The sequence below is a fragment of the Paenibacillus sp. 1A_MP2 genome, assembly GCF_052244825.1.
In the GTDB taxonomy this organism is placed as follows: domain Bacteria; phylum Bacillota; class Bacilli; order Paenibacillales; family Paenibacillaceae; genus Paenibacillus; species Paenibacillus vandeheii.
On sequence record NZ_JBQQCS010000001.1, the window covers coordinates 1,656,490 to 1,672,758 of the forward strand.

Annotated in this window: 14 protein-coding genes, 4 pseudogenes and 1 other annotated feature; of the genes and pseudogenes, 10 read left to right on the forward strand and 8 right to left on the reverse strand. The window is 45.7% G+C overall.

From position 1 onward, the window contains the following. Positions 1–10 precede the first annotated feature (10 nt). Both ACTWJ7_RS08300 and ACTWJ7_RS08305 read right to left on the reverse strand, forming a co-directional pair. On the reverse strand, positions 11–244 hold the full coding sequence (locus ACTWJ7_RS08300; RefSeq protein ID WP_024634407.1) for a hypothetical protein: 234 nt from the start codon (positions 242–244) through the stop codon (positions 11–13). Continuing rightward, positions 241–411, reverse strand: a complete 171-nt coding sequence (locus tag ACTWJ7_RS08305; RefSeq protein WP_079348954.1) for a YycC family protein — start codon at positions 409–411, stop codon at positions 241–243. Before ACTWJ7_RS08305 ends, ACTWJ7_RS08300 begins: the two co-directional genes overlap by 4 nt. 117 nt (positions 412–528) lie before the next feature. Between ACTWJ7_RS08305 and ACTWJ7_RS08310 the strand changes: the two are divergent. Beyond that, a pseudogene (locus tag ACTWJ7_RS08310) lies at positions 529–2,327 on the forward strand (M3 family oligoendopeptidase). A gap of 273 nt (positions 2,328–2,600) precedes the next feature. Next, positions 2,601–3,014, forward strand: coding sequence for an O-methyltransferase (locus ACTWJ7_RS08315; protein WP_079348952.1), 414 nt, complete (start codon positions 2,601–2,603; stop codon positions 3,012–3,014). An 80-nt stretch (positions 3,015–3,094) separates the two neighbouring features. Here ACTWJ7_RS08315 and ACTWJ7_RS08320 read toward each other — a convergent pair whose 3' ends face one another. After that, positions 3,095–3,328 carry an alpha/beta-type small acid-soluble spore protein gene (locus tag ACTWJ7_RS08320; RefSeq protein ID WP_079348951.1) on the reverse strand — a complete coding sequence of 78 codons (234 nt, stop codon included), beginning with the start codon at positions 3,326–3,328 and terminating at the stop codon, positions 3,095–3,097. 197 nt (positions 3,329–3,525) lie between these two features. Continuing rightward, entirely contained in the window at positions 3,526–4,503 is a 978-nt protein-coding gene (locus ACTWJ7_RS08325; RefSeq protein ID WP_301881245.1) for an aldose 1-epimerase, read from the reverse strand. 249 nt (positions 4,504–4,752) lie between these two features. Then, positions 4,753–5,018: a binding site (T-box leader), on the forward strand. Between the two features lie 116 nt (positions 5,019–5,134). Between ACTWJ7_RS08325 and trpS the strand changes: the two genes are divergently transcribed. After that, positions 5,135–6,127 carry a tryptophan--tRNA ligase gene (gene trpS / locus ACTWJ7_RS08330; RefSeq protein WP_024634308.1) on the forward strand — a complete coding sequence of 331 codons (993 nt, stop codon included), beginning with the start codon at positions 5,135–5,137 and terminating at the stop codon, positions 6,125–6,127. Between the two features lie 120 nt (positions 6,128–6,247). Here trpS and ACTWJ7_RS08335 read toward each other — a convergent pair whose 3' ends face one another. After that, a complete protein-coding gene (locus tag ACTWJ7_RS08335) occupies positions 6,248–6,445 on the reverse strand; it encodes a hypothetical protein (protein ID WP_079348948.1) in 198 nt (65 codons plus the stop codon). Between the two features lie 119 nt (positions 6,446–6,564). Between ACTWJ7_RS08335 and ACTWJ7_RS08340 the strand changes: the two genes are divergently transcribed. Continuing rightward, entirely contained in the window at positions 6,565–6,783 is a 219-nt protein-coding gene (locus tag ACTWJ7_RS08340; protein WP_024634589.1) for an alpha/beta-type small acid-soluble spore protein, read from the forward strand. 106 nt (positions 6,784–6,889) lie between these two features. Here the strand turns inward: ACTWJ7_RS08340 and ACTWJ7_RS08345 are convergent, their stop codons facing one another. After that, complete coding sequence (locus ACTWJ7_RS08345) at positions 6,890–7,870, reverse strand: metal-dependent hydrolase (RefSeq protein ID WP_301881248.1); 981 nt, start codon at positions 7,868–7,870, stop codon at positions 6,890–6,892. A 252-nt stretch (positions 7,871–8,122) separates the two neighbouring features. Here ACTWJ7_RS08345 and cyoE point away from each other — a divergent pair. The 3 genes and pseudogenes from cyoE (at position 8,123) to ACTWJ7_RS08360 (ending at position 9,894) form a co-directional block, all read left to right on the forward strand. Further along, positions 8,123–9,051 (forward strand): annotated as a pseudogene (cyoE, locus tag ACTWJ7_RS08350) (heme o synthase). A 229-nt stretch (positions 9,052–9,280) separates the two neighbouring features. After that, entirely contained in the window at positions 9,281–9,775 is a 495-nt protein-coding gene (locus tag ACTWJ7_RS08355) for an SCO family protein (RefSeq protein WP_443145329.1), read from the forward strand. Beyond that, positions 9,772–9,894: a hypothetical protein gene (locus ACTWJ7_RS08360; protein ID WP_443145330.1), complete on the forward strand. Its 123-nt coding sequence runs from the start codon at positions 9,772–9,774 to the stop codon at positions 9,892–9,894. Before ACTWJ7_RS08355 ends, ACTWJ7_RS08360 begins: the two co-directional genes overlap by 4 nt. Positions 9,895–9,976: 82 nt before the next feature. Here the strand turns inward: ACTWJ7_RS08360 and ACTWJ7_RS08365 are convergent, their stop codons facing one another. Then, entirely contained in the window at positions 9,977–10,324 is a 348-nt protein-coding gene (locus ACTWJ7_RS08365; protein ID WP_024631255.1) for a toprim domain-containing protein, read from the reverse strand. 519 nt (positions 10,325–10,843) lie between these two features. Continuing rightward, positions 10,844–12,018 (reverse strand): annotated as a pseudogene (locus ACTWJ7_RS08370) (MFS transporter). A 216-nt stretch (positions 12,019–12,234) separates the two neighbouring features. Between ACTWJ7_RS08370 and ACTWJ7_RS08375 the strand changes: the two are divergent. The 3 genes and pseudogenes from ACTWJ7_RS08375 (at position 12,235) to ACTWJ7_RS08385 (ending at position 15,985) form a co-directional block, all read left to right on the forward strand. After that, positions 12,235–12,690 carry an ATPase gene (locus ACTWJ7_RS08375; RefSeq protein ID WP_301881251.1) on the forward strand — a complete coding sequence of 152 codons (456 nt, stop codon included), beginning with the start codon at positions 12,235–12,237 and terminating at the stop codon, positions 12,688–12,690. Positions 12,691–12,759: 69 nt separating this feature from the next. Then, on the forward strand, positions 12,760–13,857 hold the full coding sequence (locus ACTWJ7_RS08380; RefSeq protein ID WP_443146353.1) for a transglutaminase domain-containing protein: 1,098 nt from the start codon (positions 12,760–12,762) through the stop codon (positions 13,855–13,857). Between the two features lie 104 nt (positions 13,858–13,961). Next, positions 13,962–15,985, forward strand: a pseudogene (locus ACTWJ7_RS08385) (peptidoglycan D,D-transpeptidase FtsI family protein). The last annotated feature ends 284 nt before the right edge of the window (positions 15,986–16,269 follow it).

Consider the following 16,269-nt stretch of genomic DNA (forward strand, 5'->3'; position numbering starts at 1 on the left):
CAGTTGTTCTCTAATTGCGGACAGGACGACTGGATAGCAAGTAATCACTATCGTTGTCGACGACAGTCATACTGGTATTACAACAAGGAAAGACCAGCAATTTCTTTTTGCCTTCACGAATGCGTACAAGCTCCTTCGGTTTGAGTGGCAGCAGTACATTGTTCGCATGGCAGTACGGACATTGCTGTACATAAATGTCCCCCATTACAATATCGTAAGGCCAGCTGTTTTCAAAGGGAATCATTCTTGCTCGCCTTCCGTAGAGGCAGGTTTAGCCGCTTCTTGTTTGGCCAGTTCGGCGATTTTCTGCATCAGGATATGCTGCGGCATATGCATCAGATGTTCGAGGGGAACACCCAGAGATTCTGCTAATTTGACGGCTGTGTCAGCCGAGACTTGTAAAGGTTTCATACGATGACCTCCTGAAATAGCTTAAACTATTTCTCTAGTATAGAGATATAGCGCTTATAAAACCAGTTCTAATTCAAGGTTAATTATACATTCTACTGAGAGAGGGGCCTTATTTAAATGAAAACACCATTACAACCCGTCTGGGATCTGGAGTCCATTTTTAGTGGAGGATCTGCCTCCAAATCTTTCGCTGCTTATTTAATTGAGCTGGAGCAGGATGTACGCAAGCTGCAAGTCCTTTTGAAGGAAACACCTGCGCCCAAGTCGCTGGAAGAAACAAATGCGTTCGACCCGATCCTGGAACTGCTGCAGAGCTGTTATATGCGAATTTCGGAAGGGTCTGCATTTGTCTCCTGTCTTTCTTCACAAAACCAAAATGATAAAAAGGCAATTCAGCTTCAGGGAACCATGAGTTCTCTTGGCGCGATGTTGAACAGTACCAAGTCCCAATTCGATAATGTACTTAGCCAGACGACAGACTCGGTGTGGGAAGCATGGATTGCCCGGGAGAATATTCAGCCGCTTGCCTTTGCACTGAACGAGAGCCGTACGCAAGCTCGTGAGAAGCTGTCTCCGGAGCTTGAAGGACTTGCACTTGATCTCGGCGTAGATGGTTACCATGGCTGGGCAAATTCTATAACACCATTGTAAGCAAGGTTAACATTCCATTTGAACAAAATGGTGAAACGGTAATGCTGTCTGCAGGTCAGGCTGCCAACAAGCTGAGCGACAGTGACCGTAATGTACGCGAAACTGTATTCGCTAACTGGGAACAGGCTTGGACTGATGTCGAAGACTTCTGCGCAGATACATTGAATCATCTCGCTGGCTTCCGTCTCAAATTGTATGAGAAGCGTGGTTGGGATGACATTCTCAAAGAACCATTGGCGATTAACCGGATGTCGCGTCAGACGCTCGATACGATGTGGAACGTAATTAATGGTGCTAAACCTGCATTGGTTCAATATTTGGAACGCAAGGCGAAACTGCTCGGTGTAGAGAAACTCAGCTGGAGTGACGTTGATGCACCAGTAGGCAAGTCGGGTGGAAAAGTCACCTATGATGAGGCGGCCATCAATATTGTTGATCAATTCGCCAAGTTTAGTCCCAAACTTTCCAAATTTGCAGAGATGGCGTTTGAGAAACGCTGGATTGAAGCAGAGGACCGTCCTGGCAAGCGTCCAGGAGGATTCTGTACTTCATTGCCACTCAGCAAAGCAACACGTATTTTCATGACCTTCTCTGGGACGCCGTCGAATGTGTCGACACTTGCCCATGAACTCGGTCATGGCTATCATCAGCATATTATGGAAGAGCTGCCGGCCTTGAATCAACGATACGCCATGAATGTGGCGGAGACGGCATCTACCTTTGCTGAACTGATTGTAGCGGATGCCCTGGTTCAGTCCGCAACGGATGAGCAAGAGAAGCTCGCTCTGCTTGAAGACAAGATTCAACGAAGTGTTGCGTTCTTCATGAATATTCACGCTCGTTTCCTGTTCGAGAATCGGTTCTATGAGCAACGCAAAAAAGGTTTGGTGAATGCAGATGAGCTGTCCAAGCTCATGGTGGAGGCACAGCAGGAAGCGTTCTGTGGTGCACTTGCATCCGATCATCCGCATTTCTGGGCATCCAAGCTTCATTTCTATCTGACAGGTGTACCATTCTACAACTTCCCGTATACGTTCGGATATATGTTCAGTGCAGGCATCTATGCCAGAGCGCAGGAAGAAGGCACGGCATTTGCCGATAAATACGATGATTTGCTGCGGGATACGGGCCGAATGACGGTAGAAGAACTGGCTCAGAAACATCTGGGTACGGATCTCACGCAACCTGATTTCTGGCAAAATGCTGCGAACCTGGTCATTGCCGATATTGATCAATTTCTTAAGATGACAGAATCCGCTAAATAGGATGCCTATATATGTAACGGGGCTGCAAAACTGTGTAAACGCACACAGGTTTGCAGTCTTTTTTGTCCTTTTTTTATATTTGTCTTCTGCTAAATAATTTGTCGCAATTAAGAGAAATAACTCGCTTGAAGGACGCAAAATGGCAATTAATTGTGCAAATTATAGTTATATTTACCCAAGTTTGTTTGTCTTTGTTGAATGACCACATATGTTGTCATATAATGAGTCGTAAGTCCTTGTTTTGTAGGATGAAGTGCACAAAGGAGGAGCGTTATGGTAAAAATTGACCAGCTTTCATTAGCACGACAATTGGATTTGGTGTTCAAAGAGCTTGATCATGAATTATCAGGTTTAGATTCAGGTGTAGTTTTTGTGCAAATACGAAATAATGTTATTGGGAAGTTTGGAATTCGACATAATCCGATAACCGGACGTGATGGTCAAATGGAAGTGGAGGACGGTGGATTAAACGAAAACCAGCGCTCTTCTTTCCGTGCAATGGCACTGGAGACTTTAAAATTCAAGCGTAATTGGACTCATGGAGAAATTGCATATGACTTTACAGTAAGACAAGGGATGATTTTGGTTGATGCCACGATGGAGTCCAACTATAATATGGCGAACCTGATGATTCGTTATCCTAGAACCAATACATACATGGATTCAGGCATGGAGTCGACTTCTTAATTGTGATGAGCACACAGGAAAGCGGCACTTCCGAGGAAGGCCGCTTTTTGTTGTTGCATATACGAGCGCGAATTACGAGCTTACGAACGACCCGATAATTGCTGCTCAGCGATTTGGACCAGACGTTTAGTGATGTAACCACCCAGAGAACCTGTCTCACGGGAAGTGTAGTTACCGTAGTAACCGTCTTGGGGAATTGTTACACCCAGCTCTTGTGCAGCTTCCATTTTCAATTGTTGCAAAGCTGCAGTAGCTTGAGGAACAACCAAATTGTTTGAAGAATTTCTATTTCCTTGGTTTTGACCTCCGTACATGTGTGTCACCTCCTTATGGCTTGGTGATGTTAGTATGGTTAGAGAATAAGGAAATATGCATGATATGGAGTAAGGTAAAATTTGGATAAACAAGATGAGAGATAACATGAAAAAAGCCGACCCAGTATGGATCGGCTACGCAAATAAATGGTAAATAAAGGGGCAATATCCCATAGAAAAATCTTGAGAGTACAAGATTATTTCTCGGTTGGCGGAACAATCTCAATACGTGTAAAAAGCTCAACGGGCTGTTGAGGTTCCAAACGAATCAGTCCCGTTTGCTCATCTGTTAAATGCAAATTGGGTGCATCAGGGAGCCAGGTGTAGGGTTCAATGCACAGAAATTGATCGGATTCGCCCTTTGTGAAGAGGACCCAATGTTTGAAAAATGCTTCATCTGCTGAATATTTCAACATATATCCGTCCTGCCTGCGCAAGTGAGCTACCGCGGATTGTCCTTCTGCAGCTTTCAAAATAGTATCCCAGTTTCGTCCTTGCATGTTCATGGCTTCGTTCAAAGCTGACCATTCACCGAGAGGTTCAATCTCTCCTGTGGGAAGTTGCTCTTCATTCAGGCCGTAGATTCCGGAAACAGGAAGTTGAAGTGTCCATTCGGCAGGTTTGCCGTCAAGCAGAAACCATGTATGATATCCCATTCCAAAAGGAGCAGGAGTGGAGCTCAGATTGGTTACTCGCAGACGCTGGCTTAACACAGCGTTTTGCAGTCTGAACGTCATCTCAAGCTTCAGAGGAATTGGAAATTGAGCCATCCAATGCTCTTCATTTTCAGTTAATAATTCCGTTGTAATTGCACAACCGTCTTCATCTTCTTCGATGTCGCTGACACACCAGGACTGGCTGCGGTGGAGGCCGTGAATATGGTTGTCATTGGCCGTATTCTGATCGAATTGGTAATGGACTCCCTCATAATCGAATTGTCCTCGATGAATGCGGCCTGGCGGAACCAGCAGCGGAACGCCGAAGTGATACGGCTTCTGCAAGTAAAAAGCAAGTTCATCTTCTTTCGGACTGCGAACGACTTCGCGGCCCTGCACGAGATCGCGAATCGAAATAATATTGTTTCCAAGACGCGGCAGCAGGGTAATCTCCAATTCACGGCTATGTAGGATATACGTGTCGTAACCATTCCATTGGCCTTTGGTCACTTGTTTCATATCGATGCTCCTTTTCCCACTTGAAATCTGTCTGCAAACGGCTATGCCTATCTGCCGTTGCAGGCGTGTCATTGTGTACATGCCACTTATCCGATTAGCATTCCGAATGAATGCTGGTGATCAGGATAAGCAATTCCATCATAACAGATTTCGGCGGAGTGGGTAAAAAAAGCTCTTTCCATTTTGACATTCTGGTCTCGGCGCATTAAGATGGAATTCTGAAAGCTGTGTTTTATCCAACGAATAATAATTAAAACGATGACAGGGATAAGTAAGTCATGAGAACTCTCTTCAGAAAGCCGGTGGGTGATGTGAACCGGTGGGAACTCTTTACCGAATGGACCCTTGAGTGCTGATTTGAACAGGCGCAGTCTGATCTTAGACTATCCATAGTAGAATCGGACGTATCCTCCACGTTACGGAGAAATGAAGGCATTTCTTCCACATGATCTAATCAGGTCTAGAGGAATGGAGAAATGCGAATAAGGGTGGCACCACGGTCTCACGTCCCTTGCGGATGTGAGGCCTTTTTGCGTCCGCTGAGAATAGAAGAATAGCTGGATGCCGCCAAAGGTTTAGAAATATACCCATTTGGTCATCCATAACTAGACACAGGGAGGCGTTATGTGAAATGAAAACAGTACTTTCCGGAATTCAGCCAAGTGGCAAGCTCACATTGGGCAACTACATCGGGGCAATTAAAAACTTTGTGAAATTGCAGCATGACTACCAATGTCACTTTATGGTAGTTGATCTTCACGCTGTAACAGTAGCTCAAGAGCCGGCAGCGCTGCGTGAGCAGTCCGAGGCGGTAGCTGCATTGTTTATTGCAGCTGGAATCGATCCTGCGAAATCTAATGTGTTTCTGCAATCCCATGTACCCCAGCACGCGGAATTGGGCTGGTTGATGACCACTCTGACTTCGATGGGTGAACTCGAACGCATGACTCAATTCAAGGACAAATCCTCCGGTAAAGATTCCGTTGGCGCCGGACTATTCGTATATCCTTCATTAATGGCTGCTGATATTTTGCTGTATAATGCTGACCTTGTTCCAGTAGGCGAGGACCAGAAGCAGCATTTGGAACTGACACGCGATCTGGCAGGACGCTTTAACCACCGTTATGGGGAGTATTTCACGATTCCAGACCCTTATATTCCACAGGTGGGTGCTCGTGTAATGTCTCTGGACGATGCTTCTTCCAAAATGAGCAAAAGTAATCCCAATGCAGGCAGCTACATTGCCTTGCTTGATCCGCCGGATGTGATCCGCAAAAAAATTAGCCGTGCCACAACGGATTCCGGTACTGAAGTTGTATATGATCCGGCAAACAAACCTGAAGTCAGCAATCTGATGAGTATCTACGCTGAATGCGCAGGCCTGACCTTGAAGGAAGTAGCGGAACGCTATGAAGGCAAAATGTATGGTCCGTTCAAAAAAGAACTGGCTGAAGTGGTAGTATCCGTTATCGAACCTCTACAGGAACGGTATCGTGAGATTCGCGAGTCTGGCGAATTGGCCGATATTCTAGAAACCTCAGCTCGTCGTGCAGAAGCGGTGGCTTCTCAAACACTTCATGCAGTTAAAGATCGTATGGGGTTTGTTCCTAGACGTACGCTGTAGTAGAACGAGGCAAGTGGCCTAAAGTAAATGAATTGTTCACATACTAAAGAGGAGCCCTGACAGGGCTCCTCTTTAGTATCGTTTCGTACTACCTAACCTAGAAGTTTGAAGTTTACAGGGTCAAGAAGTGGTTTCCGAAGTGGTCCGACCTTCCCGACGCTCTTTCTTTGCGCGAATAACGAATCCCCAGCCGATGTTGGCAACGGATACGACAAACAGCAGCGAAGCCAACCAGCCAGAGTACGAGATCATGATCGCCGTAACCGCTAACAACATAATCGAAGAGAATGCAAACCATAATGATAAACCCTTGCTCATTGGGAAAAACCTCCATACAAATATTTAATGAGATTCCGTATAACCTGAAGCGTACGAGCCATAATAACCTTGCAAGCTTGCAATACATTACAGACACAGATTGAAGGGAGATTTTAAATATGGCTCAAGGATCTCGTTCTAACAACTTGGTGGTACCTCAAGCAAATTCAGCACTGCAACAATTGAAAATGGAAGCTGCACAAGAACTGGGTGTAACTATTCCACAAGACGGTTACTACGGTAACTACACTTCCCGTGAAACAGGATCTCTGGGCGGGTACATCACCAAACGTCTGGTACAAATCGCTGAGCAGTCTTTGGCTGGGTCTGGCAAATAATTCATTATAACCAAACAGCAACAAGCAGAAGCCCGGAGCGGAAACGCTCCGGGCTTTCTCGCGCATCAGTTCCTATGTCTGATTGTGCCCTTCCATGCACCTTTCGTCAAGAGCGTGCGGATAAAAGTTTTTTATCCATTTTCTCGTCACTTAACCATCCGACATACGTATCAATCGTCTCGAAATTTCGGTCCATAACGACCACAGCGACAAAGGGGTACTGTTTGCGGTGTCGATAACGCACATCTGCCCAGCGTACCTTATATCCTGCTGGTAATTCTTCCACCTCTGCGACAGCATAGGACGTGAAGTACAGAAATGCAGTGACTTCAGGAGATTTGCGTGAGGCGGCAACAGCGGCATGAGTGGAAGATGAAGCATGGAGATTCCAGGTTAGGACGGAATGATCCATCTTGCCAATCTCATAACTGCCGTCTGCATATCTTTTCACTACATGCCATCGGTTCCAGGATATCGTAGGGATCACCATATAATGAGCCTCAGCATTATATTTGTCGATTCGCTTCACCTGTCTAACAGCCATAGCACGTGCTATCGTGCGCCATACATAATACAAGCCAATCAAAATATACAGTGAAACAAAGAGTGGAGCAGGGGCGATCAGATCGAAGGCCCATAACAAAATGGCCAGCACATGTGTAGTAAACAGAAACGGATCAAAAATATGAATGATGTTCCAGGCAATCCAGCGTTCTGTAAAAGGTCGTGCTGCCTGGGTTCCATAGGTATTGAACAAATCCGTAAAAACGTGAACGCATACGGCGACAGCAGTCCAGGCCGCGACGTGTCCAACAGCGACACCGGGAAAGATCAGTGCAATGACGCCGGTGATGAGTAGAACCCATAACAGGAGAAATGGCAGTGAATGGGACATGCCCCGGTGATTCCGGATATAGAGCGAGTTGCTTTTGAGACGCAACGCAGTATCGATGTCAGGGGCCTGCGAGCCTGCAATGGTGCCAACCATGACCGCGGCTGCAAGCATGGGACTCGTCGCGACAACAGGATCGACATAAGCCAGACCGGCCAAACCAATCCCCATGACAAAATGTGTAGAAGTATCCATAAACGTCTCCTTTGTGTGGTGTATCGTTAATGCGTATTGCCTCTCTATCTAGGTGATACCCATATATAGTGTATATTATCCGCCTACCGGGAAGCAAAACACCTAATTTCCAAAGATATGACAAGAACCTGCTCAATTGACAGCAATTGTACGATCATTGTCAAACTCTTTTTCCTTTTCCTGTGATAAACTTTATATCGGAGGCAGAGAGAGAAACCTCCATGAGATCAAAAGCAAGGGGGATCTGCAAGCGTGGACAATCCATTGAGATACCAGGCTTCTTCCGATTCGGCATCACGATCTGCGCCTCCGACGAAATCGGGGACTTGGAAAGATTTTATCCATATTACGAAACCGGGCATTCTTCGAACCAACCTTATTGCGGTTTTTGGTGGCTTTTGGCTTGCATCCCAGTGGGACATCGACTATGGCAAATTGATGCTGACCCTGCTCGGAACGGTACTGATTATGGCTTCTTCTTGTGTATTTAATAATTACTTTGACCTTGAACTGGATCTCAAAATGGAACGTACTCGCAACAGGTCCTTGCCAACAGGACGTTTAACACCCAAAGTTGTTCTATCCTATGCCATTATATTGGGTGTGCTTGGATTATTCGTACTCTTTTCCTTTTCCGGGGCACTTGCCGGATTATGCGGCATGTTTGGCATGTTTGTCTATGTGATTATGTACACCCTCTGGTTGAAGCGTTCGTCGACATGGAGCACCTCCATTGGTGGTCTGTCTGGTGCTATGCCGCAGTCATCGGGTATGTCGAGGTAACCGGACGTTTGGATCTTGGCGCTTGGCTGCTTCTGGCCATGTTGTTTCTATGGCAGCCTCCACACTTCTGGGCGCTGGCGATCCGCAGGGTGGAAGATTATCGGGCTGGCGGATTTCCGCTATTGCCGGTTGTGAAAGGTATTGAACGGACCAAGATTCAGATGATTCCATATCTGGTTTTGCAGATCTTTGTCCCGATTCTCATGTATGCCTACGGGTACGCAGGAATCTTCTATCTTACCGTTTCACTGATACTTTCTGTGCTGTGGCTGTACTACGCACTCATAGGCTTTCGTGCAAAAAATACAGATGCTTGGGCCAAAAAGGTATTCCTTTACTCCATTAACTATCTATCCTTGAGTTTTATATTGATGATTCTGGATACAGTGCACAAATAAGCAGCATGAAATACTGTAAAAACAAATACATGGGCACATGTCCGCGGAACCGTTACAATAACATGGGAGCCCATTGTCGGTTGGGTTCTTCGTATACATATGCATCAGAGTGGTGTGGGAATGAGGAATTATCATAAAAATCAGGATTCAAGAGTCCATGAATTTTATCGAAAACCGTTAAAGTTTTATGTATGCGTATTCATATGATCTGATATCGGAAGGGACGATAATGATGCTGGAAAAGTATAAATGGACGTGGATGCTGCTAGGGCTTGCACTGATTATGGCAGTGTATTTAATGTGGGGCACCGTATTCGCCAGCAAGGAAAAATTACCCGAAATTCGGGAGATTCAATCCTTTTCAATGGAAAATGTGGATGGAAGCACAATATCTCTGGATGATACCAAAGGCAAGGTGCGTTTGTTCTACTTTTATTTCACCAGCTGTCCAGATGTGTGCCCAATTACGACGTTTACGTTATCTCAGGTGCAGGACCTGTTGAAAGAGGACGATACCTTTGGCAAGGATGTTTCGTTTGTGTCCATCTCGTTTGACCCGAAAGTGGATACCAAGGAGAAAATCAAGGAATTTGCAGATCGATTCCACGCGGATTATGAAGGCTGGTACTTCCTGCGGGGGATATGGATAAAACGAAGCAGCTCGCCAAGGACTCATTCCAGATCCTCATTGAGGGTGAGAACAAGGATGATTTTGCCCATATGAACATGATTGGACTGGTGGATCGGAATAACCAGCTGCGGAAGGTATACAACGCGTTTAATACAGAGGATGTTGAACCCGCAGTCATTGCGGAGGATATACGCAATCTGATCAAGGAATAAATGTGTTCATCATGGACAAACCAAATAAAGAGGCTGCTTCTTGGGTTGAATGAATACCCAGGAGCAGCCTCTTTCTGTTTTTCTAAAACGAGGGGAATTCAGGATATTGGATATACGATTCTAATCCTGCTTTCTCCAGCTGGGCGATAATGTATTCGTCAGGGGTTCCTTCCACACCCGCATAACCGCGGCGCGTATACATCTGTACAGCATCCGGGAAGGCATCTCGGAGAACACCTCTGATTTTCTTGCCTGAACTGTCATTATCCATAAATAAGTAGACCTCATCATAACCAACCTGTTTGCGCAGCGACTCAAGCTTGAGCGAATTCAGTGTTCCAAACGTGCACAAAATGTTGATTTCGGGTCCTACAAGACGTTTTAGTTTGCTGCGGTCATTCTTACCTTCCACAATGACATGAATAGGCATCATATTCACCTCTTGATCGAGAGCTTATGTCGACATTCCCCGGGAAATGTTGCAGCGAAAATCGACTGGATTATATAAAATGGACCTTCTAATTTTCACACGAGCGACACCTGACAGAAACACCTCTGATTTCTAACTTTTTTTCACATCTGAAGGGAATGCCTAACCAACAGTGGCCGTTCCGGTTACGGATCGTTCTTCCGATCGCTGTTGTCTCCAAATGTTCTGAATTTACTCTTCAAAGGTATAACATTTCGGAGACAAAGGCGAACGCTACCGCTTCTTCAGAATCGATTCCGTCCCCTTCACTACTATCTTCCACTGATCATCCATTCCTAATTTAAGAAAGAGAAATCTTGAAGATGAAGAAGGTTATGCTCCAGAAGTCACTTCGTTCGTGTGTAAAACATCAGTCCATTTTATATAGTTTAGCTGTAAATGGGGGAATGATGCAAAGCCAAGAAAAAACAAGCTTTTCTGTTGTCAAAGGGTCAGATATAGATCATCATCTTGATACGGTTAACCAAGTATGCTTTTGGGATCAGACAGGGAAGCTTCACGTCTGGCTGTGAAGTAAGGGAGCAGCATGATACCAATCATCAATAATACAAAGGCAATGAAATATGGAGACAGACCCACACGCAGCTGCCCTGCGGTGATCGGACCAATAAAAGAGCCGATGGAGGTAGCAATGGATTGCAATGAGAAGATGCGCCCCAGCTTGTTTCCCCGCTTAAGCGGATAAAGAGTGTTGCCATGGCAGGGAAAATAATTCCTTTAGACATCCCCAGAACGAAGAGTACGGAAGACAACGGAATCTGTGGTATCGCCGCCATAGCAAAGAAACATAAAGACATCAGCAGCACACCCGCAATCAACCGCAGTTTGGGGGAATATCGGTTGAGAAACAGCATGCTTAGGGTAAATAATGCTCCAATGCTGATAATAGAAAACAAAAGTCCGGTAGACATCATGGACGAATGTCCGCCTCCGCGCAGAGGCAGTTCAAAAAATAGGATTCCTTGGGCACAAGCAATGACAAGAGGCAGAGCAAAGTATCGCCAGGATACAGGCAGGAACTTTCTTTTCTCTTCAACTGGGTTGCTAGGCTTGGCGGGCTCGGTCACTTTTTCATGTTGAACTTCAGGAACGCCTTTGGGCATGGATAACCATGCGATAACGCCAGACAGAATGAGCAGATAACCTAGACTTGCAAAGGTGGCGGAAAATCCAAGAGCTCCGACAATTAGTGCGCCTGCGGCGGGGGATACCACGGATGCGAGTGTATGTACAACGCCATGGCCTGACATATACTTGCCTTGCTTAATCGGATCACTTGATAATTGTGCAAGCAGTGCGAGACAGGCTGGAGACAGAAAAGCAAGTACAAATCCGCTGATGGCCCGCAGGGCGAGCAGCTGCCAAGGCGTGTGAATTTGTGCTTGAATAAGCAAAATGATCCCTGCGCCCAGCAAACTGAATACAATGTAACGACGACTGCCATGTTTGTCGATTTGGGTTCCGGCGATCAGATTGCCTGGGAGATGAGTCAAGGAATAGATGCCCATCATCCAGCCGATGAAGGTAGGGGCTGCCCCGAGCGAGATAGCGAAAGGGGTCAAAATTGGATACTGGGCGTGCAGATCAAAAACAGCAAGGAACAAAAATAGATATAGCCAGATGGCCGTTTTCACATAAGCCCCTCCTTGTTAAGCGATGCATATTCAATAACTGGTCATGACATGTTCCCCGTTCCTTGGACAGAACCTCATGGTACTACTTGTACGCCCGGCGGGACGAACTTAGACCGTTTATTTTTACATAGGAGGGCTTAGCTGACAGCAGCTTCGGAAATCATGTATAATATTCGGGAAGTGTTAATAATCAACTCTAATACGGAAGGTGTAGTCATGAACATAGAAGTAATCAAAGAGTTTGTGATGCAGAACTGGCTGGTGATCGTGGTTGCGTTGATCATTTTGTTCTTTGTTCTGAATGTGGTCAAAACCGTATTGAAATGGGCGATTGCCATCATCATTATTGCGGCTCTACTGATATACAGCGGCATCTCCATCGATCAGATCAAACAGACAGTTACTGATGTACAATCGAGTACAATGGACACATTGAAGAAGGAAGCGACCAGCATGATGCTCAAGGAAGCTTCCAAAGCGACATACATCAAAGGGCAGGATGGTGCATACACCATCACAAGCCCCAATGTGGAGATTAAAGGCAGAACGAATTCGGATAAAGTCGATGTTACATTTCGGGGGATCTCACTGGGTGAATGGAAGGTCGACAATGAAACGATACGAACTTTTGTCAAACAGGCACAGGAGAACGGAACAGCACCGACTTCGTAGTAAAGGAGGAATGGATACGTGCTGCAAAATTGGCTGGACAGTCTGAAAGAATTCAATGGCATAACGATTATGCTGTTGCTGATTGTGGCCGCTTCATTGCTTCAGGGATGGTCCAGAGGTGCTTCGCGTTCTGCGGGAAGACTCTTTGGATTCCTCATGGATGGCATTATGGCGGTCATCGGTATTCTATTATCCATCGGTTTAACATTATGGCTTGCGCCATATGTTCAGCAATGGTTGTCTGTGCATGTCGCAGACATGCCAAACCGTGAGCTGAACCGGTGGGAACAGATGTATTATACATTGATTACGGCCATCGCTGATTTTCCGCTCATGCGGTTTGCCGTGTTGTTTGTGCTTAGTTATGGCTTCATCCGCTTGCTTCTCGGCTTGCTCTCTTCCCTTATTTTCCGAAGAAGATACAGTTCAGCAGAGCAAGAGAGCAGACCAAAAGGATTTTTCAGCCGCTTTACGGGTGCTGTGATTGGTACAGTCATTGGCTCCGTGCGCGGGATGATTGTGATTGCCGTACTGTTCATGATAGTCAGTCTCTATCCGGGCAGCATGTTTAGTCGATACGTGGAGGCTTCGCCCATTTATATGCAAGGAGCCAAATCGGTCATAGAGCCATTATCCGGTACATTTATCAAGGACAAGCTGCCCGTGTTTACCCAAGCCGTCCAAAAGGAACTGGGCGCCATCCTGCAACGCAAGTATGAAGTCGTTGACCATAACATTCCTGCGGATATTGAATCTGCGGCAAAAGAAATTGTGAAAGGCCAAACGACAGATGAAGCCAAAGCCAGGGCATTATATGACTGGGTAGGTTCTCGCATTCAATATGACTATGGTAAAGTGGATGACTATGAGCAAAAGGGCATATGGCACGAGCAGACGCCGCAAAATACATTTGATACACGTGAAGGCGTATGTATTGATTACGCTCGTCTATATGCGGTCATGGCTCGTTCACAGGGGCTGGAAGTCAAAGTGGTTACAGGCCTTGGTTATAACGGGCAGGGTGGATATGGTCCACATGCCTGGAATGAAATATATTTGAGTGATTCGGAAAGCTGGATTCCGCTTGACCCCACGTGGGCAATCAGTGGCGATTGGTTCAATCCTCCTAACTTTGCCGATACCCATCTGAAAGATCAATCAGCTTAACATTACGCCGGACAGGGTCCGGGAGATGACGACGTTGCCAGGTTATCATGCCGGGGCTGTATAGTCTGGACGGTATGCATCAAGTCATGAAAGAGGTAGGATGAATGAACAATCATTCAAAAGAGAAGGACGAACTTACGGACAAGCGGCGCTTCAGTTACCGGATGAACGTATTTTTCTTCGCTTCCTTTGTTATTTTTAGCGTTATTATTGTGCGGCTGGCATTTTTGCAATTCGTGGAAGGGCCTGAGCTGAGTCAGGAGGAAGCGAGCAACATTACCAAAGATGTACCGCTCGCTCCCGTGAGAGGCACTATCTATGATTCCACGGGCGAGGTGAAGCTGGCTTACTCCAAGCCGATTCAATCCTTGTATCTGACCTTATACAAAAATTATGGGGATGTGGATGGCAAGCCTAATCCGAATATAGCGGAAGTGGAGGACATCGCCACCCGGCTGCATGATGTTTTTGAGCAGTATAAGAAAAAGATTCCGAGGCCCTTACGGTCGATAACATCTTAGAAGCCATGGATCTCAATTCGCGTAAAGCAAACGGGTTCATGCCACGTCTGATCAAGAGTGATCTGTCCGATGAGGAAGTAGCCTATTTTCTGCAGCACAAGGATGAATTCAAGGGAATTCAGATTGTAGAGGAAAGTGTGCGCTACTATGATCCGGATACGGTAGCTGTGCAGACGATTGGTTATCTCAAAAAGTTCAAAAGCTCCAAAACACTCAATAAATACAAAGAGGTCGATGAGGCCAATAAAAAGCAAACTGACCCAGGTCTTGTATATACCGAAAATGAGTTTGTTGGCTTTGATGGACTGGAACTGCAATATCAGGATGTTCTGCGGGGGAAAAGCGGTTATAACTCCGTTGATGTTGATTTGCGGAACTTGCCTGAAGGTGTAGCAGGCTCTACCCCACCCGAAAAAGGGTATGACCTAATTACAACCATTAACAAAAATGTTCAGGTGAAGACAGAACAGGCGATAATGGATCAACTAAGCTGGCTGCATACACATCAGGTCTCCGGTAAGCTGCATCCCAATGCAAAAACAGGTTTTGCAGTCGCAATGGAAGTGGATACAGGGAAGATTGTTGCTGCTGCCAGTATGCCAGATTACGACACTAATGTGTGGAGAACTGGCGGTATAAGTACTGAAGATTACGATAGAATAAAATATATTTATCAAAATGGTACCATTCGTGGCTTCCCGCCAGACGATTCGGGTAAACGGGCGGAATCTGTTGTATTGCTTGGTTCCACAATCAAACCGCTCAGTGTATTGATTGGTTTGAAGGAAGGTTTCTTCACTACAAATACAGTTTATTCAGACAGAGGTTCAACGACTTTTGGTGGGGATAACCGCAGAGTACAGAACTCCTCCGGTCACGTGTATGGTTCGTTAACTCCTCGTGATGCGATTCGTCATTCTTCTAACGTGTTTATGATTGACGAAATTGGTAAGAAGCTGTACTCCAAGTATGGCGCCAAGGGAATTGGCGTATGGGATAAGTACATGGAGCAATTCGGTCTTGGTGTGTCTACAGGGGTAGACTTGCCTAATGAGAAGTCTGGTCTCAAAGAATATGAGAATGAATTGGAGAGTTCTTTAACACGTCTGGTATATGCCTCCTTTGGACAACAAGGGAAGTATACAACAATGCAGCTGGCACAGTATGCTACGATGCTAGCGAATAAAGGAAAACGAATGCAGCCACAATTAGTCAGTGAGTTCCGTGATTCAGAAGGCAATGTGGTTGAGAAAATGAAACCGAAAGTGCTCAGCACAGTCGATTTTAATGATGCTTACTGGAATGAAGTACAGCGGGGCATGGCAACCGAAGTAACAGCGTTTAGTGGATTCCCTTATGACTTTGCAAGAAAAACAGGTACATCCACACAGTTAGTCGGAGGCAAATTGGTGGATAACGGGGTATTTATCGCTTATGCACCACGTAACAATCCGAAGCTGGCTGTAGCTGTGGTTATCCCTGAAGGGGGCTTTGGTTCGAGCAGTGCGGCTCCGGTAGCTCGTGCGATCTTCGATGCGTATGACGAGGAGTTTGGTCTGGACGGTGTACCAAAAAAAGATAAAAATAAAGAATCAAATACACAGTAATGTGAGTCTTTGAATCCAAAGAGAGGACCCTTTCGAGGGGCCTCTCTTTTACGTTTTCCAGGACTGAGAGTCCTTTTGCTCATAAGCTGATGCAAATCAATATGTAACAAACATCGTGCATGCCACGTTTTTATAATAGAATGAAAATTTATTTCAGGATTAAAGAGATTAACGATATGTCTGTATTGACATCGTCTCGAAAGAATCCGCATATGTCTCTTCTGTTTACGAAAATGTAACCAAAATCTGGAGGACATGGCAGTTGACCTTTGATAGACTTGTAT

Coding starts and splice junctions, on each gene's coding strand:
- ACTWJ7_RS08305 (WP_079348954.1), bottom strand. CDS start 411: ATGAAACCTTTACAAGTCTCGGCTGACACAGCCGTCAAATTAGCAGAA.
- ACTWJ7_RS08300 (WP_024634407.1), bottom strand. CDS start 244: ATGATTCCCTTTGAAAACAGCTGGCCTTACGATATTGTAATGGGGGAC.
- ACTWJ7_RS08380 (WP_443146353.1), top strand. CDS start 12,760: ATGCTGTTGCTGATTGTGGCCGCTTCATTGCTTCAGGGATGGTCCAGA.
- ACTWJ7_RS08345 (WP_301881248.1), bottom strand. CDS start 7,870: ATGGATACTTCTACACATTTTGTCATGGGGATTGGTTTGGCCGGTCTG.
- ACTWJ7_RS08360 (WP_443145330.1), top strand. CDS start 9,772: ATGAACATGATTGGACTGGTGGATCGGAATAACCAGCTGCGGAAGGTA.
- ACTWJ7_RS08340 (WP_024634589.1), top strand. CDS start 6,565: ATGGCTCAAGGATCTCGTTCTAACAACTTGGTGGTACCTCAAGCAAAT.
- ACTWJ7_RS08375 (WP_301881251.1), top strand. CDS start 12,235: ATGAACATAGAAGTAATCAAAGAGTTTGTGATGCAGAACTGGCTGGTG.
- trpS (WP_024634308.1), top strand. CDS start 5,135: ATGAAAACAGTACTTTCCGGAATTCAGCCAAGTGGCAAGCTCACATTG.
- ACTWJ7_RS08325 (WP_301881245.1), bottom strand. CDS start 4,503: ATGAAACAAGTGACCAAAGGCCAATGGAATGGTTACGACACGTATATC.
- ACTWJ7_RS08335 (WP_079348948.1), bottom strand. CDS start 6,445: ATGAGCAAGGGTTTATCATTATGGTTTGCATTCTCTTCGATTATGTTG.
- ACTWJ7_RS08355 (WP_443145329.1), top strand. CDS start 9,281: ATGATGCTGGAAAAGTATAAATGGACGTGGATGCTGCTAGGGCTTGCA.
- ACTWJ7_RS08315 (WP_079348952.1), top strand. CDS start 2,601: ATGGTAAAAATTGACCAGCTTTCATTAGCACGACAATTGGATTTGGTG.
- ACTWJ7_RS08365 (WP_024631255.1), bottom strand. CDS start 10,324: ATGCCTATTCATGTCATTGTGGAAGGTAAGAATGACCGCAGCAAACTA.
- ACTWJ7_RS08320 (WP_079348951.1), bottom strand. CDS start 3,328: ATGTACGGAGGTCAAAACCAAGGAAATAGAAATTCTTCAAACAATTTG.